We start from the raw sequence: 22,631 nt of genomic DNA, 5'->3' as shown, positions 1-22,631 counted from the left end.
GGCTTGTCACCGGAAATGCGCGCCCGCCGGGGCGAAAGCTTTCATCCTGTGTTCATTCGGCAACAGCATGGATTGCGCGGCTTCGTCCATCCACCTAAAGCATCGCCCGGCCCGCCGCTGGCCCAGCTTTCATCGCATTCGATTGCACCCACGGAGTTCCGGACCCGATGTTCCTGTCGCGATATGAACGGATGATCGCGCGGCGCTATCTCCTGCCCGGACGTGGCGAAGCCTTCATCTTTCTGGTCGCGTCGATCAGCCTGGCCGCGGTCATGCTGGGTGTCGCCGCGCTCGTTGTCGTGATGAGCGTGATGAACGGCTTTCGCGCCGAATTGTTCGACAAGATCGTCGGCCTCAACGGCCACGCGATCGTCAACGGCTATGGCGGCCAGCTGCGCGACTGGCGCGACATCGTCGCACAGGCGCGCGCGACGCCGGGCGTGACGTCGGCGACCCCGCTCATCGAGCAGCCGTTGATGGCCTCGTTCGACGGCCGGGTCGAAGCCGTGCTGGTTCGCGGCATGCGGGTCGAGGATATTCGCGGCAATGCGACCATCGCCTCCAACATCATTCAGGGTTCGCTCGACAGCCTGCGTCCGGGCAGCGGCAACATCGCGATCGGCTCGCGCCTGGCGCGCCAGCTCGGGGCGACGTTGGGGACACAGATCGCACTGATCAGTCCACAGGGCCCCTCCACGCCGTTCGGGACGGTGCCGCGCATCGTGTCCTATCGCATCGGCGCGATCTTCGAGGTCGGCGTGTACGACTATGACAAGGCGTTCATCGTCATGCCGCTGGCCGATGCCCAGATGCTGCTGCTGATGGGCGACAGCGTCGGCATGGTCGAGATCGACACGGTCGATGCCGACCGGATCGAGGGCATTCTGGCGCCGCTCGCGCCAAAGATCGGTGCGCGCGGCCAGCTGACCGACTGGCGCCAGCTCAACGCCAGCCTGTTCGAGGCGTTGTCGGTCGACCGTATCGTCAGCATGACGGTGCTGTCGCTGATCATCCTGGTCGCGGTGTTCAACATCCTGTCGTCGCTGATCATGCTGGTCCGCGCGAAGACCCGCGACATCGCCATCCTGCGCACCATGGGCGCGAGCCGCAGCAGCCTGGTCCGCATCTTCGTCACCGTCGGAACGACCATCGGCGCGCTGGGGATCGTTGCCGGGCTCGTCCTCGGCTTCGTGATCCTGACGTTTCGCCAGCAGGTGGTGAGCGTGATCGGGCTGGTGACGGGCCAGCAGGTGTGGAACCCCGAAATGCGCTTCCTGACCGAGCTGCCTGCACGTACCGACCCCTATGAGGTGATCGGCATCGTGGTGATGGCCTTCGTCTTCTCGCTGCTCGCCACGCTCTATCCGGCGTTCAAGGCGGCGAGCACCGATCCGGTGCAGGTGCTGCGCTATGAGTGAGCCGGGTCCGGTTCTCGAAACCGTAGCGTTGAAGCGCAGCTTCATCCAGGGCGGCCAGCGTATCGACGTGCTGCGCGGCGTTGATCTCCGCGTCGCCCCGCGTGAGATCGTCGCGCTGCTCGGCCCGTCCGGGTCGGGGAAGTCGACATTGCTCCAGGCGGTCGGGCTGCTCGAGGGCGGGTTCGAGGGTTCGATCCGGATCGCCGGCCAGGAAGTCGCGAAGCTGGGTGCGGATGGCCGGACTGCGGTGCGCCGCGACCGGCTGGGTTTCATCTATCAGTTCCACCACCTGCTGCCCGACTTCAACGCGACCGAAAACGTCGTGCTGCCCCAGCTGATTCATGGCGCGTCACGCCCTGATGCGGAGGCGCGCGCGGTGTCGCTGCTGACGTCGCTCGGCCTGGGCGCGCGGCTGACCCATCGGCCCAACCAGCTGTCGGGCGGCGAGCAACAGCGCGTCGCGGTCGCGCGTGCGCTTGCCAACCGGCCCGCGCTCGTGCTTGCCGACGAGCCGACGGGCAATCTGGACGAAGCCACCGCCGACGTGGTGTTCGCGGAGTTTCTTCGGCTCGTGCGCGACGAAGGCTCTGCCGCGCTCGTCGCCACGCATAACGAAAGGCTGGCGGCGCGGATGGACCGGCTGACCCGTCTGCACGACGGCGTGCTGGGCTGAGCCGCGCGACCGGGGACCGGGTCATCCACAACTAAATCGCGGCGACGGCTTTTGGAATCGGCGTTGGCACCCTAGGCTGGCGTCATGCCCCATTCCGGTTTCGTGCCGCTGCGCGTCTTTTCCTCCTACACCATGCTGGAGGGCGCGATCGAGCCCAAGGCGATCGCCAAGCAGGCGCGCGCGCTCGGCTTTCCTGCGGTCGCGCTGGTCGACCGCAACGGTCTCTATGCGGCCATGGCCTTTTCCGATGCGTGCAAGGCGGAGGGGGTTCAGCCGATCACCGGCGTATTCCTCTCGATCATCCGGCCTGGCCATGAAGGCGAGTTCAAGCCGGTGCTCGACTGGCTGGCACTCTATGCGCAGGACGATGTCGGCTATGCCAACCTCTGCGCGCTGGTGTCGATGGCGCATCTCGACCGCCCCGTCGAGCATCCGGCCTATGTGACGATCGACGCGCTCGCCGGGCGCAGCGACGGGCTGATCGCGCTGACCGGGGCGGGCGAGGGGGCGCTGGCCCGGATGTTCGCCGACGGCCAGCATGACCACGCACGCCGCTATGCCGACCGGCTGGAAACGCTTTTCCCCGGACGCCTTTATATCGAGCTCGCGCGGCGCGGCGATGCAGTGGAGCAGGCGGCCGAACCCGCGCTTGTCGATCTCGCCTATGATCGCAATCTGCCGCTGGTCGCGACCAACCCGTGCTGTTTCGCCGACAACGCGTTTCACGAGGCGCATGACGCGATGCTGTGCATCGCCGCTTCGACCTATGTCGCGTCCGAGGACCGCGCGCGCAGCTCGCCTGACGCGTGGATGAAATCCGCGCCGATGATGCGCGCGCTGTTCGGCGACCTGCCCGAGGCGATCGACATGACGCTGCACATCGCGCAGCGCTGTGCGGCGGTCGCGCCGAAGCGCAAGCCGATCCTCCCCAGCCTGGCCGGCGACCGCGCCGGCGAGGCGCAGAAGCTGCGCGACGATGCGCGCGAGGGGCTCGCCCGGCGGTTGGCCAAGATCGCGAGGGGCGAGGGCACCGACGCTGACGGCGCGTGGACCCAGGTCTATCGCGACCGGCTTGAGTTCGAGCTCGACGTCATCATCCAGATGGGCTTCCCCGGCTATTTCCTGATCGTCGCCGACTTCATCAAATGGGCGAAGGACAACGGGATCCCGGTCGGTCCGGGTCGCGGATCCGGCGCGGGGTCGGTCGTTGCCTGGTCGCTGACGATCACCGATCTCGACCCGATCCGGCTGGGGCTGCTGTTCGAACGCTTCCTCAATCCCGAGCGCGTGTCGATGCCCGACTTCGACATCGATTTCTGCGAAACGCGGCGCGGCGAGGTGATCCGTTACGTCCAGGAAAAATATGGCCGCGACCAGGTGGCGCAGATCATCACCTTCGGAAAGCTGAAGGCGCGCGCGGTGCTCAAGGACACCGGCCGCGTGCTTCAGATGAGCTATGGCCAGGTCGACCGGCTCGCCAAGCTGGTGCCCAATCATCCGACCGATCCGTGGACGCTGGAGCGCGCGCTGAACGGCGTGAGCGAACTGGCGCGCGAATATGCCAATGACGACCAGGTCCGCCACCTGTTCGACCTGGCGATGAAGCTGGAAGGGCTGCCGCGCCACAGCTCGACCCATGCCGCCGGCGTGGTGATCGGCGACCGACCGCTTGCCGAGCTCGTGCCGCTGTATCGCGACCCGCGTTCCGACATGCCCGTCACCCAGTTCGACATGAAATATGTCGAGGGCGCGGGGCTGGTGAAGTTCGACTTTCTGGGCCTCAAGACGCTGTCGGTGCTGCGCGAGGCGGTGGAGCTGCTGGCGGTGCGCGGCGTCGATGTCGATCTCGATGCGCTCGGCTGGGACGACCCCAGGGTCTACGAGCTGCTGCAGCGTGGCGATACGGTCGGGGTGTTCCAGCTCGAATCGGAAGGCATGCGGCGCACGCTGTCCGCAGTGCGCCCATCCAATTTCGGCGACATCATCGCGCTCGTCTCGCTCTATCGCCCGGGTCCGATGGACAACATCCCGACCTTCGGCCGGCGCAAGAACGGGCAGGAGGCGATCACCTATCCCCACCCGCTGCTCGAGCCGATCCTGGCGGAAACCTATGGCATCTTCGTCTATCAGGAACAGGTGATGCAGGCCGCGCAGATCCTGGCGGGCTATTCGCTGGGCGGCGCCGACCTGCTGCGCCGCGCGATGGGCAAGAAGATCAAGGCGGAGATGGATGCGCAGCGCGCGACCTTCGTCGAGGGCTGCGCCGCGCATAACGACATCCCGGCGGCCAAGGCCAACGAGCTGTTCGACTTGATCGACAAGTTCGCCGGCTATGGCTTCAACAAGTCGCACGCGGCGGCCTACGCGCTGCTCGCCTATCAGACGGCGTGGCTGAAGGCGCATCATCCGCACGAATTCTTTGCCGCGTCGATGAGCTTCGACATCCATCAGACCGACAAGCTCGCGATTTTCGTCGACGACATGCGGCGGCTGGACATCGCCTGCCGCCCGCCCTGCGTGAACGCGAGTTCGGCGAGCTTCATGGTCGAGGACGAGGGCGGGGCGCTGGCGGTGCGTTATGCGCTGGGCGCGCTCAAGGGGGTGGGCGAGCGTGCGATGGCGGAGCTGGTTGCGGAGCGCCGGACCAAGGGTCCCTTCCGCTCGATCGACGATTTTGCCGCGCGCGTCGATCCGCGCCTGCTCAACAAACGGCAGATCGAGACGCTGGCCGGCGCGGGCGCATTCGACGGGGTCGAGCCCAACCGCGCCGCGATCCATGCCGGGGCGGAAACGATCCTGGCGGTCGCGCAGCGTACGCATGAAGGCCGGGTGAGCGGGCAGAGCGGGCTGTTCGGCGACGATCCGGTCGCCGAGGCCGCGATCCGCCTTCCCGCCGATGCGCACTGGTCGCTGACCGAACGCATCGCCGCCGAGCGCGAGGCGTTCGGATTCTATTTCTCTGCGCACCCGCTCGACCGCTTCGCGCATCTCGCGCGCGTGCACGGTGCGCGCCCGATCGTCGCGCTCAACGACGTCGATGTGGCCGAGGGCGGGCGCACGGTCGCGAGCTTTGCGGCGCTGGTCGAGGATGTCCGCTGGCGTACCTCCGCACGCGGCAAGCGATACATGATGGCGACGCTGTCCGATTCGTCGGGCCAGTGCATCGCGACCTGTTTCGACGAGCCGGTCGCCGCGATGCTCGAGGAAGCCGCGCGCGAAGGCGGCTGCGCGCTGGTCTCTGCCGAGCTCGACCGCCGCGCGGGCGAGGATAGCGTCCGGGTCACGGTCAAGCGCATCCAGCCGCTGGAGGGGCTTGCCAACAACACCCGCCTTTTGCTCGACGTGGCGGTCGATCACGCCGACGCCGTCGCCGCGCTCGCCGTTTTGCTTGGCGGCCATACCGGCGGGCGCGGCGAGGTGCGGCTCCATGCCCCGATCGACGGCCCGGGCGAGGCGCAGGTCGTGCTCGGGCGAGGCTTCCTGCTCGACGGGGAACTTGCCGCGCGGATCGAGAAGCTGCAGGGTGTTCGATGGGCGGCGCTGAAGACCGCTGAGACCGCACGGCTCGCCGCCGCCGGCTGATAACGGGAGATGGATGCAACGATGCTTGGATCGATGCAGGATTTCGAGCTGCGGATCATGCGGCTGGTCGATCATGCCGAACGCGAGCATGGCACGCGCGAGATCGTCAGCCGCTGGGCCGACGGAAGCGAGACCCGGACCGATTGGGCCGGCATCGCACGCGATTCGCGCCGCCTCGCCAGCATGCTCGCACGGCTGGGGATGAAGCCGGGCGACCGCATCGCGACGCTGGCGATGAACCACAGCCGGCACCTGGTCACCTGGTATGGGGCGATCGGCATGGGCGGGATCGTCCACACCGTCAATCCGCGCCTGTTCGAGGATCAGCTCGCCTATATCGTCAACCATGCCGAGGATCGTGTGCTGTTCTATGACCGCGCGTTCCAGCCGCTGGTCGACAAGCTCAAGCCGCAATGGCCGACCATCGAACATTATGTCGTGTACGACAGCGACGGCCCCGACGGGTTCGAGGCGCTGATCGCGGAGGGCGACGACGGCTTTGTATGGGTCGAGGGCGACGAGCGCGATCCGTGCATGCTGTGCTATACCAGCGGGACGACGGGCAATCCGAAGGGCGTGGTCTACACCCATCGTTCCTCTATGATCCACGCGATGGCGGCGCTTCAGCCTTCGGTCTTCGACCTGTCGTCGCGCGCGGTGGCGATGCCGATCGTGCCGATGTTCCACGCGGTCGGCTGGGGCCTGCCCTTTTCGACCCCCGCGGTCGGCGCCAAGCTGGTCTTTTCCGCGATCAACGATCCGGCGGTGCTGTGCGAGTTGATGAACCGCGAACGCGTGACGCATTCGGCGGGCGTGCCGACGGTGTGGTTCGCCATGTTCCAGCACATGGATGCGGCGGGAGTCGCGCCCGAGCATCTTCAGCTCGTCACCATCGGCGGCTCGGCGGCACCGCGCTCGATGATCGAGCGGCTGATGCGAATGGGGATTCGCGTCAATCATGCCTGGGGCATGACCGAAACCTCGCCGATCGGCACGATCGGCGCGCGCTCGGTCGACTGGGACGAATTGAGCTTCGACCAGCAGGTCGACCAGGTGGTCCGGCAGGGCCGCGTGCCGTTCGGCGTCGAGTTGCGCATCGTTGACGACGAAGGCGTCGTGCAGCCGCGCGACGGTGAATCGTCGGGGCGGCTCCAGATCCGTGGGCCATGGATCATCAAGCAATATTTCCAGGATGCGGGCGGACCGTGCCTGAGCGCCGACGGCTGGTTCGACACCGGCGATGTCGCGGTGCTCCACCCCGACGGCACGATGCACATCACCGATCGTGCCAAGGACGTAATCAAGTCGGGTGGCGAGTGGATCAGCTCGGTCGAGCTCGAAAACGCCGCGGTCGGCTGTCCCGGCGTGGCGGAGGCCGCCGCGATCGGGGTCTACCACCCGAAATGGGAGGAACGGCCGCTGCTGCTGGTGGTCCGCAAGCCCGGCTCCGACGTGACCCCGGAACAGGTCAGCGCCTATCTGGCTCGGCACGTTGCGAAATGGTGGCTGCCCGACGAAATCCTTTTCGTCGATCAATTGCCCCACACCGCGACCGGCAAGCTGTTGAAGACCGCGCTGCGCGCGCAGTACAAGGATTACAAGCTCGCCGCCGCTTGAGGCGGGGGATCAGGTCGGATCACTGCATGTTAGGGGACTGCCATGCCGCAAACCCGCAGCCGTGCCGCCAGGCGCGACTGGTCGAGCATTCCGATCGACCAGATCATCGACCGTGAATTCGGCCTCAACACCGAACTGCGCAACGGCACGGCGGCCTATGTCTGGATGTTCCGCGAGTTTGAACGGACCGGCGATCCGGCCCTGTTTCTCGAGCGGCTGCTCGACCAGGTCGGCGCGCAGTATCGCGCCAATGGCCAACCTGGCGCGCAGCTGCTGACCTTTGGCGACGGCAGCTGCAACTACCTGTTCGATTTTACGCGCAGCCGCGTCGCGATGGTCTGGGGCGTGAGCCGACCCGCGGCGCCGGGGACCCGCGACGATGCCTATCACGCCGGTTATCCGCGCGCCGCCGACGGTTTTGACAAGGGTCACGCGTGGTCGCACGCCCAGGGCGGGCGCGAAGGCGGGCCGAACTATTTCCAGCAGGCCCGGCGGCTCAACCAGGCGCGATCGGACAATGGCCGATTGTGGCGCGCGATCGAAATGTTCCTGGCCGCCCATGCCGGGACGTCGGCATTCATCCGGTTGATCTATGCAACGGGCAATTCGGGCGACGTCCCCGATGACGTCGAATACGGCATCCTGTCCGGCGAGGGCCAGTTTCGCGCGGTGCAGTTCCCCAATCGCTGATCAGAACAGCTCGCCCTGCGCGCCCGCGGGCGGGCGGAACAGGTCGGTGCGCAATTCGATCCGTTCGGCGTCGAGCCCCAGCTTGCGCGCGGCGATGTGGAAACGCGTGCGGAGCAGCGCCGCCCAGGGGCCTTCGCCGCGCATTCGTGAGCCGAAACGGGGATCATTGTCGCGGCCGCCGCGCAACGCGTGGATGATCGCCATCACCTTGCCGGCGCGATCCGGAAAATGCGTGTCGAGCCATGCGCGAAACAGCGGCGCGACTTCATGCGGCAACCGGACCGGAATGAACGACGTCGCCCGCGCCCCCGCTTCGGCCGCGCGCGCCATCAGCGCCTCCATCTCATGATCGGTCACCGCGGGGATGACGGGTGAAATCGAAACCTGCACGGGCACGCCCGCGTCGGCAAGCAGCCGCACCGCACGCAGCCGCCGCTCCGGGTGGGGCGCGCGCGGTTCGATCGTCATCGCGATGGCGGCGTCGAGCGACGTGACCGAGACCATCACCGCGGCCAGCCCCTTCTTCGCCATCGGGCCCAGCAGGTCGATGTCGCGCAGGATGCGATCGGACTTGGTCGTGATCGTCACGGGGTGGTCGCAGGCCGCCAGCACCTCCAGGCAGGCCCGCGTGATCCGCCACTCGTTCTCGATGGGCTGGTATGGATCGGTGTTGGTGCCGAAAGCAATCGGGCGACACGTATAGCCCGGCCGCCTCAGTTCGTCGCGCAGCAGCCGCGCTGCGTCGGGCTTGGCGAACAGCCGCGTTTCGAAATCGAGACCGGGCGACAGGTCGAGAAACGCGTGAGTCGGCCGCGCGAAACAGTAGATGCAGCCATGCTCGCATCCACGATAGGGGTTGATCGAACGGTCGAACGGCACATCGGGCGATTGATTGCGGGTCAGGATCGTGCGGGGCGTCTCCACCGTCACTTCCGTGCGCAGGCGGGGTGGATCGCCATCGATCAAGCCGCGCGCGTCGCGCCAGTCGCCGTCTTCTTCATGCTGGGGCAGGCCGAAGCGCATGCTCGCCCGGTTGAGCGTGGCACCGCGGGCGGGGCGCACTTTGGTCATTGCCAATCTGTAGGAGGCGTGTCAGAACATATCAAGAACAATTTGGAGGTCATCGATGGCGCGGCTGAACTATCTCGAACTGCCGGTCGGCAATCTGCCGGGGCTCAATTATTTCTACGGTGAGGCGTTCGGATGGCGTTTCACCGATTTCGGGCCGAGCTATGCCGCGACCACCACGGGCGATGTCGACATCGGATTGGATGGTGATCCGGAAACCCAGGTGAAGGCGATGCTGCCCGTCATCGGGGTCGACGATCTCGAGGCAGCGCAGGCGCGCGTGGAGCAGGCGGGCGGGTCGGTGACTGTGCCGATCTTCGCCTTTCCCGGCGGGCGGCGGTTTCATTTCCGCGATCCGCACGGCCATGAACTGGCGGTAGCGCAGACCGACGCGGAAAGTTGAGCTTGCGCCGCGGCAGTCCGTCGCCAATGATGCCGGAAATAACATAGGTTCATGGGGTTGGGATGAGAGTTGCGCGGATGCCGCGGGCGATGCTCGCGACGTTTTTGGTCATGGGCGGGGGTGCGACACCGGCGCTGGCCAAGGACGAGACGCTATGCCGCGCGGGCTTCGTCTGCGCCAGCTATCCGGAGGGCGTGCTGCGCGCGATGACCGATGCTGGCTTGACCGCCAAGCTGGGCGTCGACCGCCAGGGCGATCCGTCGATCGAAGGCGAAGGTGCCGGATACAAGTTCGACGTGTTCTTTTACGGCTGCGAGAACAAGAAGCAGTGCGATTCACTTCAGTTCCAGGTCTCGTTTTCGGCATCGCCCGAACTCGACACCGAATTCGCCAACAAATGGAACGTCAGCAAGCGGTTCCTGCAGGCCGGAATTCGCGAAAACGGCGTGCTCGCGTTCAGCTATGACCTGACCACCGTCGGCGGCGTCAGCGCCGACAATTTCGACGACGTGCTGGTGTGGTGGCAGGTGATGCTGGACGAAGTCGGCAATTTCTTCGATGCGAACCGGCCAAAGGACGAAAAACCGGCCGATGCGCCGGCTGCCGATCCGGTCGTGACGCCGACGGCATCCTGACGCGACGCCCAAAGCGAGCCGGCGCGCGCCAACCCCGTAACGGACGAAGCCGACCTTGAGCCTGATGACGTTAGATCGAGGCGCGCTCTAACGGCTTCCTCGTCACCCCGGCCTTATGCCGGGGTTCACCGTGCCGCGCAGTCCCGCGGTTGCGATGTGTCGCCCATTGGCCCCCGGCACAGGGCCGGGGTGATGACAGTTGACGCCGTGCAAAGCCATCATGCTTCAGCGTTCGCGCAGGCGGGGCATCAGATCGACGAAGTTGCAGGGCCGAAAGCGGCTGTCGAGCTGATCCTTGAGGATCATGTCCCACCCGTCCTTCACCGCGCCGGTCGATCCCGGCAACGCGAAAAGATAGGTGCCACGCGCGACCGCGGCGCAGGCGCGCGACTGGATCGTCGACGTGCCGATCGTCTGATAGCTGAGCCAGCGGAACAGCTCGCCAAAGCCGGGAATCGGTTTGTCCTGCACCTGTTCGACCGCCTCCGGCGTGACATCGCGTCCAGTGACGCCGGTGCCGCCGGTCGAGATCACGCAATCGATCGCCGGATCGTCGATCCAAGCGGTCAGCCGCGCGACCAGTGCCGGCACATCATCGCGGACGATGTCACGCGCGGCCACGACATGCCCGGCTGCCTCAATTCGCGCAACGAGCGTGTCGCCCGACCGGTCGTCGGCGGGCGTGCGGGTGTCGGAAACGGTCAGGACGGCGATGCGGAGGGGAAGAAACGCGCGGTCGGGATCAACGGGCACCGGTCGCGCTGCCTGCCCGTGTCCCGCGCGTCTTGCTGATGCGCACCGCCTTCTCGCCCGGCAGGCCGGGGAATTTCGGCCAGAGGCCCTGCGCGAGCGCGGCGCGGCTGGCCGACGCCTTGCCCTCCTTGCGCTCGTACATCCAGTAGTTGCGCAGCACCGTCATCACATAGCCCCGCGTTTCCCAGTACGGGATGCTCTCGATATAGAGGAGCGGGTCGCCGTTATCGTGGGTCTGCACATTCCACGCCTCGACCGGCGAGGGGCCGGCATTGTAGGCCGCGATCACCTTGGGCAGCAGGCCCTGGGTCGCGGCCATGTCGCGCAGCTTTTCAAGATAGCTTTGCCCGACCTCGATATTGGTGGACGGCCGGGCGAGTGCCGACCGGTCGATCGTCACGCCGCGCGCCCGCGCGATGTCGGTGGCGGCCGCCGGCATGATCTGCATGAGCCCGAACGCGCCCGCCGGGCTGACGATATCGGCATCGAACCGCGATTCCTGCAGCGCGTGGGCATAGACCAGCGCCTTGTCGACACGCCAGCCGCCGTCGGGCGTCCAGTTCGGCGCGGGGTAGCGCGCATCGACCGCCGGGCTGGCGCCGGGCGGGCAATATTGCGCGAGCCACAATTGCGTCTGGGGCAGATTGAGCGTCCCGGCCAACCGGCTGAGTGCCGCGAAATCGCGCACGTCGCCGATCTTGGCCTGGTGGCGCAGGACGCGATCGGCGAGCGCGGTTTCGTCGATCTCGATCAGTGCCGACGCGACCTGAACGTTGATCAGCGCGCCGAGCGCGTGCCAGTCGGCGGTCATCGCGTCAGCGGTCCTGACGGGCGCGTCGTCCATGCCGAGCGCATGGCGCGCGAGCAGGCCGTAAAAGGTCTCGCCATATTGCGACGCGCTCTGCAACCGCGCCTGCACCAGTTCGGGATGACCACAGGCGATGTCGGCGCGCGACGCCCAATACAGGCCGGCCGATCGCATTTCGGAGTGCGTCGCGCGCTGGGCGACCGACTGGAACGCCGCCTGCGCCGCGCCGCAATCCTGTTGCCGCCACGCCGCCAGGCCGTCGACCCAGTCGGCCTGTGCGACCCAGTCGCCTTCGCCACGCCGGGCGCGTGCCGCCATCCGGCGCGCATTGGCGTCGTCGCCGGCGGTGTAATAAATCCACGCGACGCGCTGCGCCCATTCGGCCCGCGCCTCCGGCGTCAGGTCGCCGTCGCGCGTATCGAGCAGCGCCTCGGCCGCGGCGCCGTCGTCCGCCTTGATATGGGGGCGCATCGCCACGGCGAGCTTGGCGGCGGCCGCGTCGCTCTTGACCGACTTCAATCGCGCGCGCACCGGTGCGCCGCCGACCCAGACCAGCTTCTGCTCGGCGGGGAGCGGCGGCAAATCCTCGATACCGCGGCTTTTGGCCAGCCGGGCAAGCTGTGCGGCATGGGGCAGTTCGGGCGCCAGCGCGACGAGCTCGGCCAGCGCCTGTCCCGCCGCCTTGGGCGAATTGCGCGCGGTATAGAGCTCCGCCCGCGCGATCGAATGGAGCAGACCGGGCTTCGTTGCGTCGAGCAACAACTGCGCATCGGCCCAGCGTTCGGCGCGGATCGCCGCGAACACCTTGCGATAATTGAGCCGTGCGGCGTCGTCGAGCAGCACCGGCAGCCGGGGCGCGCGGGCGGCGGCGGATACGGCAGCCGACGGAGACGACGGTGCCGCCGCGTCGCGCGCCTGCGCGGCGACCGGAAGCATCAATGTCGCCAAGGCAACTGCGAACGAAATCCTCATCACTCAAAACCCCCGGCCAGCAACTGCAGGTCGTGCCACGTCTCGGCCTTGAAGTGCCGGCGTTGCAGCAGCAGTCGCGGGTGTGGAACACCAATGGCGGAGACTATCCGATCGTTAGGGTTAAGCGTACGCAAACGACCCCAGCGCGCAGGGGCGTCTGCCCCGACAAAGGCACGGCTCACCGATTGTCCGAGCAAAAGCGCATGTTTCGCGGGGAGCAATGCCAGGTGATGCTGGGCAAGGCGGCCCAGCCGATCGACCTGTTCGACGCTCAGATGATCGCCCAACGGCCGGGTCCAGCACAGCGGCACGACGAGCGTATTTTGACGCGAACGCCCGATCGCGCGCAGCATCGCGTCGAACAGCCGGCCCGCGGCACCGGTCAGAATCTCGCCGTCGCGATCGTCGGCATCGGGATGATCGGTGAAGACGACGAGCGGGGCATCGACCGGCCCGTGCGGTGCAAAACGCGGGCCGGGCCACGCCGCCTCCGGCGCGGACGGGCCGACGCGCCAGGCGAGAAACGCCGGGAGATCGCCGGGAAAGTCGGGGTCGACGCGGTCATCGGCGGCGGGGGTCGGCAAGGTCGGGGCCGGCGCGCCCACCCGGCCGAACCAGTCGCGCGGATCGTCCGCGACCAGCGTATCGACGCCGGCGTCGATCCACCAGTCGAGCGCCGCCGCGGCGGTTACCCGCCAATTCCCGTGTTGCTCCGCTCCCATCCGCTTCATAAGGTGCGAAGCTGACGAAAACGTCAATTCCTCCGGAGGTGCGGGAGGATCAGGCGTGGCCGGGCTGCGACGAGGGCGTCTGTCTCTTGCCGCACCGCCGCCCCTGACAACGGATTGGCGTCGAGGAGAATGGAATGAGCGAACGCGAATCAATGCCCTATGACGTGGTGATCGTCGGTGGCGGCCCCGCCGGGCTTTCCGCCGCGATCCGGCTGAAGCAGCTGGCGACCGGGCAGGGGCAGGAACTCTCGGTCTGCGTGCTCGAAAAGGGGTCGGAGATCGGCGCGCACATCCTGTCCGGGGCGGTGATCGATCCGATCGCGCTCGACGAGCTGCTGCCCGAATGGCGCGACATGGGGTGTCCGCTCGCCGCGACGCCGGTGACCGAAAACCACCATTGGATATTGAGCGAGACCGGCAAGCGCGAGTTCCCGCACTTCCTGCTGCCCGGATTCATGCACAACAAGGGCTGCTATACCGGCTCGCTTGGCAATCTCTGCCGCTGGCTTGCCGAACAGGCCGAGGGCATGGGCGTCGAAATCTTTCCCGGTTTCGCCGCCGCCGAAGTGCTGTTCAACGACGATGGGTCGGTCAAGGGCGTCGCGACCGGCGACATGGGCATCGCGCGCGACGGCACGCGCAAACCCGATTATCAGCCGGGCCTCGAACTCCATGCCCGCTACACTTTCTTTGCCGAGGGGGTCCGCGGCCACCTGTCCAAGCAGCTGATGCGTCAGTTCGATCTGCGTACGAACTGTGACCCGCAAGTCTATGGAATCGGGATCAAAGAACTGTGGGACATTCCGCCGGAAAACCATGTGCCGGGACGCGTGATCCACAGCCAGGGATGGCCGCTCAGCGAAGGCGCCAATGGCGGCGGCTTCCTCTATCATCAGGCGAACAACCAGGTCGCGTTGGGCTTCGTCACCTGGCTCAACTATTCCAACCCGCACCTCTCGCCCTTCCACGAGATGCAGCGGTGGAAGACGCATCCGGCGATCGCGGTGATCCTGAAGGGCGGCAAGCGCGTCAGCTATGGCGCGCGCGCGATCAATGACGGCGGCTGGCAGTCGGTCCCCAAGCTCGTCTTCCCCGGCGGCGCGCTGATCGGCTGTTCGGCGGGATTCGTGAACGTGCCGCGGATCAAGGGCACGCACACCGCGATGAAGACGGGTATGATGGCCGCCGAGGCTGCCTTTGCCGCGGTCGCCGCCGACCGGCGCGGCGACGAGCTGACCGCGTACAGCGAGGCTTATGAGGCGAGCTGGGTGTACAAGGAGCTGTTCCAGGTCCGCAACGTCGTCCCGCTGGTCAAGAAATATGGCGACACGATCGGCACGGGCCTTGCGGGCGTCAACATGTGGGCGGAGAGCCTGGGGCTGAAGATGCCGTTCACGATGCACCACCATCCCGACCACGAGAGTCTGTGGCGCAAGGATCTGGCGAAGAAGATCGACTATCCCAAGCCCGACGGGGTGCTGACCTTCGATCGTCTGTCCTCAGTGTTCGTGTCGAACACCAACCATGAAGAGGACCAGCCCGTTCACCTGACGCTCAAGGACCCGGACATACCGATCCGCCACAACCTGCCGCTCTATGACGAGCCGGCGCAGCGTTACTGTCCGGCGGGCGTCTATGAAGTGGTGGGCGAGGACGCGGGCGAGCCGAAATTCGTGATCAACGCGCAGAATTGCGTCCACTGCAAGACGTGCGACATCAAGGACCCGACCCAGAACATCAACTGGGTCGTGCCGGAGGGCGGGGGAGGGCCGAACTATCCCAATATGTAATCGCGTTCGCCCGGCCGGACTTGGGCTGATCCTCGCGCTCGCGGGGTTCGGCGCGCTGCCCGCGCATGCCGACAATATCCGGACATTGTCCGCCTATGCCCGCGCGCGGCTGGCGGCGACCGACGGGCACGTGGGTGCGGCGGCGGCGGGCTATGCCGAGGCGCTGGCGGCCCGGCCGGAGGACGAATTGATCGCGATCCGTGCCTATCGCGAAGCGCTGGCGGCCGGCGACATCCCGCTCGCGCTCAGTGCCGCCGCGGTGCTCGAGCGATCGCAGGTCGCGCCAGCCGATGCGGCGGTGCTGGCGTTCGCCGACGCGCTCGCCACCGGCAACCGCGTGCGTGCCGCCGAGGCTGCCGCTCAGCTCGATGGCTCTCCGCTCGAATTCATGACGCCGGTGCTGCTGGCCTGGCTGACCTTCGACAGCGATCCGGCGGCCGCGCTGGCGATGCTGGAGGCCGGCAGCGACAATGCGTTGACCCGCCGCTACGCGAGCGAGAGCCGGGCGCTGATGCAGATCGGGTCGGGTGACGTCGCCGGGGGTGTCGCCGCGCTGCGCGTCCTGCTGGCCGGCGACCAGTCGAGCCTGGACCTGCGCCTGAACGCCGCCATGCTGCTCGCCGGCCAGCGCCAGGGCAATCTGGGTCGTGCGCTGCTCGTGGGTGACGACCCGGTGCTCAGCCGCGCGGCGCAGGCGCTGCGCGGGGTGCGCGCCGACAGCCGCTTCGGGGCTTCGCGGCTGTTCGTCCGGCTGGGCAGCGACCTGACCAGCGACGGGACCCAGGCGCTGGCGATCGCTCTCGCGCGCTCGGCCCTGCGTCTCGACCCTACCGACGACCGCGCGCGCCTGATCCTCGTCGACGGCCTGGCGCGCGAGGGTGCGGAGGCGGGCGCGCTGGCGACGATCGCCGAAATCGGGCCGAAAAGCCTGTTTGCGCATCCTGCCCGGGTCGCGGAGATCTTCGTGCTGCAGCGCGCCGGACGAGGCGCCGAAAGCCTCGCGCTGGCCCAGCGACTGGCGACGGCACCGGATGCGTCGGCCAATGATGCGCGGACCTACGCCGACCTGCTGTTCGACGCCGAACGCTTTGCCGAGGCCGCGGATGCCTATGCGCTGGTGATGACACGCGGCGGGGCGGGGCCGGCATGGGTGACGCAGCTGCAGCGCGGCGGCGCGCTCGAACGCGCGGGGCGCTGGGCGGAGGCGCTGCCGTTCCTGAAGAAAGCGGTCGAGCTGGCGCCCAACGAGGCGACCGCGCTCAATTATCTCGGCTATGCACAGGCGGAGCGGGGCGAAAACCTGACCGAGGCGCTCGCGCTGCTCGAACGCGCCAGCGCCTTGCAGCCCAATGATGCAGCGATCACCGACTCGCTCGGCTGGGCCTATTTCCAGAATGGCTTTGCGACACGCGCGCTGCCGCTGATCGAACGCGCGGCGCGTGGCGAACCGGCCGACCCGACGATCCAGGAGCATCTGGGCGATGCCTATTGGCGGGTGGGGCGGCGCTATGAGGCGCGCTATGCCTGGCGCGCGGCGGCGCTCTACGCGACCGGCGAACATGCCGACCGGATCGCGATGAAGCTCGCCTCCGGTCCCAAGATCGCAGCGCGCTGAGCGATTGACCGTGGAGATCGTGGAGGCGGCGCCGGCGAAGCTGAACCTGGCGCTGCACGTGCGCGCCCGGCGCGACGACGGCTATCATGAGCTCGACACGCTGTTCGTGTTCGTGCGCGACGGCGATGATCTTCGCATCGTCCCGGCCGACGCCGACCGGTTCACGATCACCGGGCCGTTCGCCAGCGCGCTCGACCCGGCCGCCGACAATCTGGTGACGCGGGCGCGCGACCTGTTTCGCCGGGAAATTGCCCCGGCGCCGCCGGTTGCGATCGAACTGGTCAAGCGCCTGCCCGTTGCTTCCGGCATCGGCGGCGGATCGGCCGATGCCGCCGCGACGCTGCGCGCGCTTGCCCGACTGACGGGAATCGCACCTGACGATGCCCGGCTGGTCGCGGTTGCCGGGCGGCTCGGTTCCGACGTCCCGGCCTGCCTCCTTGGCCGTGCGGCGCGCGGGTCGGGGCGGGGCGAGCAGTTGATCGAGATTGCGGGCTTGCCCGGGCGGCCGGTGCTGCTGGTCAACCCGGGTGTCGCGGTGTCGACGGCACGGGTGTTTGCCGGGTGGGACGGTGTGGATCGCGGCGGCATCGGCGAAGGCGCGCTGATCGACATTGCGCAGGCCGGCCGCAACGACCTGCAGCCGGCGGCTTGTGCGATCGCGCCGGTCATCGCTGATGCACTCGGTCACCTGTCGGCGTTGCCCGGCGCGGCGATGGCGCGGATGTCGGGATCGGGCGCGACCTGCTTCGCGCTGTTCGACGATCGCGCGGCATGCGCGGCGGCGGCCACCATTACGCGCGACCGGCACCCGGACTGGTGGTGTCTCGAAACGGTGCTGACGTGACAGCCGGTCGTCCCGTTCCGGCACCCGGCCGGGCAATCGATCCCGGAAAATGGCGGCTTTGCTCGGCTGGCACGGAAGTTGTTGGGCGTGACGCACGGATCGATCGCCGGGAGCGAAACGTCCGGGGATGGTCCTGGCGCAGGCCGGCGCCATCCCGACCGGATTGTTGCCGGTGATCCGGTGTACGCGTCACGACGCGGTCCTGTCGATCGGGCTGGACCGTCCAGCCCGGCGCAACGCGCTCGCCACCCCGCACTGGCGCGAACTCGCCGACACATTGGCAGCCATTTCGCCCAACGATACCCGCGTCGTCGTGCTGCGCTCGCGGGTGCCCGGCATCTTCTCGGCCGGCGCGGATCTCGGCGATTTGGCGCGCCTGCGCGACGATGTCGGTGCGCGCCCGGCGTTTCTCGACGCGATGCGGGCGGCGATCGACGCACTTGCGGCGTTGCCCGTCCCGACCGTGGCGGTGATCGACGGGGGATGCCATGGCGCGGCGGTCGCGCTCGTACTGGCCTGCGACCTTCGGATCGCCGGGCCGGGCGCGCGTTTCGCCGTGCCGCCCGCGCGGCTCGGACTGCTCTACCCCGTCGAGGATGTGACGCGGCTCGCCGCGCAGGTCGGGGCCGGCCATGCCGCCCGCCTGTTGTTCGCCGGGGACGCGATCGATGCGGTGGAGGCACAGCGGATCGGCCTGGTCGAGCAGGTTGCGGACGATGCTTCGGCGTCTGCCGCGCACTTTGCAATGACCGTTGCCGCCAATGATCCGGACGCGGTGCGCGGGCTGAAGGCGATGCTGGCCCACCCCGCCGATCCCGGCCACCGCGCGGCGTTTCTGGCGCGTTTCGGCAGCGACGCGTTTGCCGCCGGACTTGCGGCCTTTGCGGCGCGCGAGGGACGCGGATGACCGAATTTATCGACGGCGCCGATCGCCGGCTGCTGCTGTTGTGCGATCATGCATCGAATAGGGTGCCCGACGACATCGATCTGGCGATCGATCCGGCGCTGCTCGACCTGCACATCGCGGTCGATCTCGGCGCGGCGGCGCTGACGCGCGCACTGGCGGCGCAATCGGGCGCACCGGCATTTCTGGGAACGGTGTCGCGGCTTGTGATCGATCTTCACCGCCAGCCCGACCATCCGGCGCTGATCCCGCTGGTGAGCGACGGGCACGACATTCCCGGTAATCGAGATGTCGACCGCTCGGCCCGCATCGCCCGCTTCCACGCCCCCTATCACTGCGCGATCGCGCGTCACATCGCCGCGCATCGTCCGGCGCTGATCGTGTCGATTCACAGCTTCACGCGCCGGCTGGCGCATGGCGACACCGCACGCCGGGTCTGGGACGCGGGGATCCTCTACAACCGCGACGCGCGCGCCGCCGCCCCGGCGATTGCGTCGCTGCGTGCGCAGGGGATCGAGACCGGCGACAACCAGCCCTATTCGGGGCGGCTGCTCAATGCGACGCTCAACCGGCACGGCGAGGCGCACGGCATCCCCTATGTCGCGATCGAGGTGTGCAACGACCAGCTTGCCGACCCCGCCGGCGTCGCGCGTTGGCGCGACATCGTCGGCAAAATGTTCGATGATGTGCGCAACAGACTTGCGCCGCAGGCGCCTCCCGCGACATAGGCGTGCGCCATGAGCCATCAATTCGACAAGTCCCGCCTGCCCAGCCGTCATGTTTCGGTCGGGCCCGAGCGCGCACCGCATCGCAGCTATTACTATGCGATGGGCATTGCCGAGGCGGACATCGCCAAGCCCTTTGTCGGCATCGCCAGCGCCGGCAACGACAGCGCGCCGTGCAACACGACCCTGGATTTCCAGGCGGATGCCGCGCGCGCCGGGGTGGTTCAGGGCGGGGGAATGCCGCGCCGCTTCAACACGATCACCGTTACTGACGGCATTGCGATGGGTCATCAGGGGATGAAATCGTCGCTGGTCAGCCGCGAGGTCATCGCCGATTCGATCGAGCTCAGCATGCGCGGCCACTGCTACGACGCGCTGGTCGGCTTTGCCGGGTGCGACAAGTCGCTGCCTGGCATGATGATGGCGATGCTTCGCCTGAACGTCCCGTCGATCTTCGTCTATGGCGGCTCGATCCTGCCCGGACGCTATGAGGATCGCGACGTGACCGTCGTCGATGTGTTCGAGGCGGTGGGTCGATACGCCGCCGGTACGTGCCCGCTGCACGACCTGACCGCGCTGGAAAAGGTCGCGTGTCCCGGCCACGGCGCGTGCGGTGGCCAGTTCACCGCCAACACCATGGCGTGCGTCGGCGAGGCGATCGGCTTGTCGCTACCCAATTCCAACATGGTTCCCGCCCCCTATCGCAGCCGCGAGGAGATCGCTGTCGCCGCCGGCGAACAGGTCATGGCGCTGATCGCGCGCAACCTGCGTCCGCGCGACATCTGCACCCGCGAAGCCTTCATCAACGCCGCGCGCGTGGTGGCGGCGACCGGCGGCTCGACCAATGCGGCGCTGCACCTGCCCGCCATGGCGAGCGAGGCCGGCATCGACTTCGATCTGTTCGACGTCGCAGATGCATTCAAATCAACACCTTACATCGCTGACCTAAAACCCGGTGGCAAATATGTCGCCAAGGACATGTACGAGGCCGGCGGCGTCTACATGCTGATGAAGACGATGCTCGACGGCGGTTTCCTGGACGGGAGCTGCATGACCGTGACCGGGCGGACGCTGGGCGAGAATATCGACGAGGTGACGTGGAACCCCGACCAGAAGGTCATCTATGACGTGAAGACGCCGATCACCGCCACGGGCGGCGTCGTCGGCCTGCGCGGCTCGCTCGCGCCCGATGGGGCGATCGTCAAGGTGGCGGGGATGCAGCGGCTGCAATTCACCGGGACCGCGCGTGTTTTCGATTGCGAGGAGGATGCCTTCGCCGCCGTCGAGGCGCGCGACATCGCCGAGGGCAGCGTGATCGTCATCCGCTACGAAGGGCCGAAGGGCGGGCCGGGGATGCGCGAGATGCTGTCGACCACCGCCGCGCTCTACGGCCTGGGGCTGGGCGAGAAGGTCGCGCTTATCACCGACGGCCGTTTTTCGGGTGCGACCCGTGGCTTCTGCATCGGCCATGTCGGCCCGGAGGCGGCGGAGGGCGGGCCGATCGCGCTGATCGAGGACGGCGACGTCATCCGTATCGATGCAGAGGCGGGCACGATCGACCTCGACGTTGCGGAGGAGGTGCTCGCCGCGCGTCGGGAGGCCTGGCGGCCGCGCGTCAACGACTATCAGGCGGGCGCGCTGTGGCGCTATTCGCAGACGGTCGGTCCGGCCTATAAGGGCGCGGTCACGCACCCGGGGGCCAGCGCCGAACGTCATGTCTACGCGGATATCTAGCCGACCGGTTGCCGCGCTGCTGCTGGCGCTGGCGGGCTGCGACCCGGCGCCGCCCGAAGCATCGAATGTCGTCGCGGCGGCGGCACCGGCGCCCGCCGACCGGATCGCGTGCGCCGATCCGGGCAGCGACCGCTTCACGTCGAGCTGCACCCTTGAGCGCCGGGACGGGCCGGAAGGCGCGATCCTGGTCGTGACGCGTGGCGATGGCGGTTTCCACCGGCTGCGCGTGACCGATGACGGCCGCGGCGTGGTCGCCGCCGACGGCGCCGAACCCGCGCGGGTCCGGATCATCGGCGACAACCGGATCGAAGTCGCGATCGGCGGTGCGCGCTATCAGTTGCCGGCGACGATCGCCGCCGGGCGATGAGCCGGGCCTGCCCCGCCGGGGCACCCATCCTGACGGCGGGAGCGATGCGCGCCGCCGAGGCCGCGACCTTTGCCATGGGCGTTGCCCAGACCGACCTGATGGAACAAGCGGGGCTTGCGGTGGCACGGACGGCCCAACGCTTCGCGGCCGGCGCGCCGGTGCTGGTGCTCGCCGGGCCGGGCAACAACGGCGGCGACGCCTATGTCGCCGCGCGCCACCTGAGCGAATGGGGCCATGACGTCATGGTGGCAGTGGCCGATTTGCCCAGATCTTCCGCTGCGCTGGAGATGCGTGCGCGCTGGACGGGACCGGTCGTGGCGCTTGCCGATGCGCAGCCGCGCGCCATGCTGATCGACGGCGTGTTCGGCACCGGGATGACCCGCCCGCTCCCCCCCGCGATCCGCGATCCTTTGCGCAAGCTGGTTCCGGCTGCGCGCTTCAGCCTCGCGATCGACCTGCCGTCGGGGCTCGACGCCGACAGCGGCGACGACCTGGGCGCGGCGCGGGTGTCGGCAACCCTTGCGCTCGGCGCGCTGAAGCCCGCGCACCTCCTGTCCTTCGGCGTCGCGGCATGCGGGCATGTCCTGCGCGACGGGCTGGGCATCGCGGTCGACAGCGACTGGCACAGCATCGCCCGGCCGGTGATCGCACCGCCACGCCATGACGCGCACAAATATCGTTGCGGGCTGGTCGGCATCGTAGCGGGCGCGATGCCGGGCGCGGCCGCGCTGGCTGCGGGCGCGGCGGCGCGCGGCGGGGCGGGCTATGTCGTGGTGGCCGGCGGCATCGCTCGCGACGCTGCGGTAGTCGGCCGCGCCGCGGTCGATCGCGGGGCGCTGGCGGCGTGGCTGGCCGACGACCGGCTGCGCGTCCTCCTCATCGGACCCGGCCTGGGGCGGGGCGAGGCCGCGCGCGCGCTGGTCGAGACCGCGATCGCCGGGGACCGCCCGCTGGTGCTCGATGGCGATGCGCTGGGGCTGTGCAGTCCCGACCAGTTGAAGCGCCGCGTCGCGCCGACGGTCCTGACGCCCCATGGCGGCGAGTTCGCGGCGCTGTTCGGGGCGTGGCGCGGCAGCAAGATCGACGCGACCCTCGCCGCCGCCCGGGCCAGCGGTGCGGTCGTCGTGCACAAGGGGCCCGATACCGTCATCGCCGATCCGAAGGGCCGGGTGATCGTCGCGGCCGCCGCGACGCCATGGCTGGCGACGGCAGGGACGGGGGACGTGCTCGCCGGACTGATCGCCAGCCGCCTTGCCGTCACGCCGGATCGCGCGCTAGAGGCGGCAGCCGCCGCGACGTGGC

At 68.2% G+C, this 22,631-nt stretch carries 19 protein-coding genes; 15 read left to right on the top strand and 4 right to left on the bottom strand.

Annotated elements, in window-relative coordinates:
* The first annotated feature begins 167 nt into the window (after positions 1-167).
* The 5 genes from AX709_RS01730 (at position 168) to AX709_RS01710 (ending at position 7,980) form a co-directional block, all read left to right on the top strand.
* On the top strand, positions 168-1,418 hold the full coding sequence (locus AX709_RS01730) for a lipoprotein-releasing ABC transporter permease subunit (RefSeq protein WP_066546141.1): 1,251 nt from the start codon (positions 168-170) through the stop codon (positions 1,416-1,418).
* Positions 1,411-2,091: an ABC transporter ATP-binding protein gene (locus AX709_RS01725; protein ID WP_066546138.1), complete on the top strand. Its 681-nt coding sequence runs from the start codon at positions 1,411-1,413 to the stop codon at positions 2,089-2,091. The genes AX709_RS01730 and AX709_RS01725 overlap by 8 nt, the downstream gene beginning before the upstream one ends.
* 84 nt (positions 2,092-2,175) lie before the next feature.
* Entirely contained in the window at positions 2,176-5,673 is a 3,498-nt protein-coding gene (gene dnaE / locus AX709_RS01720) for a DNA polymerase III subunit alpha (protein ID WP_066546135.1), read from the top strand.
* A gap of 21 nt (positions 5,674-5,694) precedes the next feature.
* Positions 5,695-7,290 carry a long-chain fatty acid--CoA ligase gene (locus tag AX709_RS01715; RefSeq protein ID WP_197419070.1) on the top strand — a complete coding sequence of 532 codons (1,596 nt, stop codon included), beginning with the start codon at positions 5,695-5,697 and terminating at the stop codon, positions 7,288-7,290.
* Between the two features lie 42 nt (positions 7,291-7,332).
* Positions 7,333-7,980 carry a hypothetical protein gene (locus AX709_RS01710; RefSeq protein ID WP_066546123.1) on the top strand — a complete coding sequence of 216 codons (648 nt, stop codon included), beginning with the start codon at positions 7,333-7,335 and terminating at the stop codon, positions 7,978-7,980.
* On the opposite strand, the gene AX709_RS01705 is transcribed toward AX709_RS01710, so the two are convergent.
* Positions 7,981-9,051 (bottom strand): PA0069 family radical SAM protein, encoded by a 1,071-nt coding sequence (locus AX709_RS01705; RefSeq protein ID WP_066546120.1) that lies wholly within the window; start codon positions 9,049-9,051, stop codon positions 7,981-7,983.
* A gap of 55 nt (positions 9,052-9,106) precedes the next feature.
* Between AX709_RS01705 and AX709_RS01700 the strand changes: the two genes are divergently transcribed.
* Entirely contained in the window at positions 9,107-9,451 is a 345-nt protein-coding gene (locus AX709_RS01700) for a VOC family protein (protein ID WP_066546117.1), read from the top strand.
* Between the two features lie 89 nt (positions 9,452-9,540).
* On the top strand, positions 9,541-10,086 hold the full coding sequence (locus AX709_RS01695; protein ID WP_197419069.1) for a YbjN domain-containing protein: 546 nt from the start codon (positions 9,541-9,543) through the stop codon (positions 10,084-10,086).
* A gap of 225 nt (positions 10,087-10,311) precedes the next feature.
* Here AX709_RS01695 and moaB read toward each other — a convergent pair whose 3' ends face one another.
* The 3 genes from moaB to AX709_RS01680 are packed head-to-tail and all read right to left on the bottom strand — an operon-like array spanning position 10,312 to position 13,341.
* Positions 10,312-10,839, bottom strand: coding sequence for a molybdenum cofactor biosynthesis protein B (gene moaB, locus AX709_RS01690; RefSeq protein WP_066546106.1), 528 nt, complete (start codon positions 10,837-10,839; stop codon positions 10,312-10,314).
* Complete coding sequence (locus AX709_RS01685) at positions 10,829-12,583, bottom strand: lytic transglycosylase domain-containing protein (protein ID WP_156454109.1); 1,755 nt, start codon at positions 12,581-12,583, stop codon at positions 10,829-10,831. Before AX709_RS01685 ends, moaB begins: the two co-directional genes overlap by 11 nt.
* Positions 12,584-12,618: 35 nt before the next feature.
* The gene (locus tag AX709_RS01680; protein WP_197432006.1) at positions 12,619-13,341 is read right to left on the bottom strand and encodes a uracil-DNA glycosylase family protein; all 723 of its coding nucleotides are present in this window, start codon (positions 13,339-13,341) and stop codon (positions 12,619-12,621) included.
* Positions 13,342-13,484: 143 nt separating this feature from the next.
* Between AX709_RS01680 and AX709_RS01675 the strand changes: the two genes are divergently transcribed.
* The 8 genes from AX709_RS01675 to AX709_RS01640 all read left to right on the top strand — a co-directional run.
* Positions 13,485-15,140 (top strand): electron transfer flavoprotein-ubiquinone oxidoreductase, encoded by a 1,656-nt coding sequence (locus tag AX709_RS01675; protein WP_066546102.1) that lies wholly within the window; start codon positions 13,485-13,487, stop codon positions 15,138-15,140.
* Between the two features lie 85 nt (positions 15,141-15,225).
* Complete coding sequence (locus tag AX709_RS01670; RefSeq protein ID WP_066546100.1) at positions 15,226-16,755, top strand: tetratricopeptide repeat protein; 1,530 nt, start codon at positions 15,226-15,228, stop codon at positions 16,753-16,755.
* 4 nt (positions 16,756-16,759) lie between these two features.
* Positions 16,760-17,599: a 4-(cytidine 5'-diphospho)-2-C-methyl-D-erythritol kinase gene (locus tag AX709_RS01665; RefSeq protein WP_082731573.1), complete on the top strand. Its 840-nt coding sequence runs from the start codon at positions 16,760-16,762 to the stop codon at positions 17,597-17,599.
* A 172-nt stretch (positions 17,600-17,771) separates the two neighbouring features.
* Positions 17,772-18,506 (top strand): enoyl-CoA hydratase/isomerase family protein, encoded by a 735-nt coding sequence (locus AX709_RS01660; RefSeq protein WP_066546232.1) that lies wholly within the window; start codon positions 17,772-17,774, stop codon positions 18,504-18,506.
* Positions 18,503-19,231, top strand: coding sequence for an N-formylglutamate amidohydrolase (locus AX709_RS01655; protein ID WP_066546096.1), 729 nt, complete (start codon positions 18,503-18,505; stop codon positions 19,229-19,231). Before AX709_RS01660 ends, AX709_RS01655 begins: the two co-directional genes overlap by 4 nt.
* Positions 19,232-19,240: 9 nt before the next feature.
* The gene (gene ilvD, locus AX709_RS01650; protein WP_066546094.1) at positions 19,241-20,962 is read left to right on the top strand and encodes a dihydroxy-acid dehydratase; all 1,722 of its coding nucleotides are present in this window, start codon (positions 19,241-19,243) and stop codon (positions 20,960-20,962) included.
* Positions 20,943-21,329: a hypothetical protein gene (locus AX709_RS01645; RefSeq protein WP_082731571.1), complete on the top strand. Its 387-nt coding sequence runs from the start codon at positions 20,943-20,945 to the stop codon at positions 21,327-21,329. The genes ilvD and AX709_RS01645 overlap by 20 nt, the downstream gene beginning before the upstream one ends.
* A gap of 44 nt (positions 21,330-21,373) precedes the next feature.
* Positions 21,374-22,631, top strand: a 1,258-nt coding sequence (locus tag AX709_RS01640; protein WP_197432005.1) for an NAD(P)H-hydrate epimerase, incomplete at its 3' end; no start/stop codon positions are given.

It is taken from the genome of Sphingomonas sp. CCH15-F11, assembly GCF_001557005.1.
Classification (GTDB): domain Bacteria; phylum Pseudomonadota; class Alphaproteobacteria; order Sphingomonadales; family Sphingomonadaceae; genus Sphingomonas.
This window is presented reverse-complemented; position numbering and strand designations above follow the sequence as displayed.

Coding starts and splice junctions, on each gene's coding strand:
- AX709_RS01730 (WP_066546141.1), top strand. CDS start 168: ATGTTCCTGTCGCGATATGAACGGATGATCGCGCGGCGCTATCTCCTG.
- AX709_RS01725 (WP_066546138.1), top strand. CDS start 1,411: ATGAGTGAGCCGGGTCCGGTTCTCGAAACCGTAGCGTTGAAGCGCAGC.
- dnaE (WP_066546135.1), top strand. CDS start 2,176: ATGCCCCATTCCGGTTTCGTGCCGCTGCGCGTCTTTTCCTCCTACACC.
- AX709_RS01715 (WP_197419070.1), top strand. CDS start 5,695: ATGCTTGGATCGATGCAGGATTTCGAGCTGCGGATCATGCGGCTGGTC.
- AX709_RS01710 (WP_066546123.1), top strand. CDS start 7,333: ATGCCGCAAACCCGCAGCCGTGCCGCCAGGCGCGACTGGTCGAGCATT.
- AX709_RS01705 (WP_066546120.1), bottom strand. CDS start 9,051: ATGACCAAAGTGCGCCCCGCCCGCGGTGCCACGCTCAACCGGGCGAGC.
- AX709_RS01700 (WP_066546117.1), top strand. CDS start 9,107: ATGGCGCGGCTGAACTATCTCGAACTGCCGGTCGGCAATCTGCCGGGG.
- AX709_RS01695 (WP_197419069.1), top strand. CDS start 9,541: ATGCTCGCGACGTTTTTGGTCATGGGCGGGGGTGCGACACCGGCGCTG.
- AX709_RS01685 (WP_156454109.1), bottom strand. CDS start 12,583: ATGCTTCCGGTCGCCGCGCAGGCGCGCGACGCGGCGGCACCGTCGTCT.
- AX709_RS01680 (WP_197432006.1), bottom strand. CDS start 13,341: ATGGGAGCGGAGCAACACGGGAATTGGCGGGTAACCGCCGCGGCGGCG.
- AX709_RS01675 (WP_066546102.1), top strand. CDS start 13,485: ATGAGCGAACGCGAATCAATGCCCTATGACGTGGTGATCGTCGGTGGC.
- AX709_RS01655 (WP_066546096.1), top strand. CDS start 18,503: ATGACCGAATTTATCGACGGCGCCGATCGCCGGCTGCTGCTGTTGTGC.
- ilvD (WP_066546094.1), top strand. CDS start 19,241: ATGAGCCATCAATTCGACAAGTCCCGCCTGCCCAGCCGTCATGTTTCG.
- AX709_RS01645 (WP_082731571.1), top strand. CDS start 20,943: ATGTCTACGCGGATATCTAGCCGACCGGTTGCCGCGCTGCTGCTGGCG.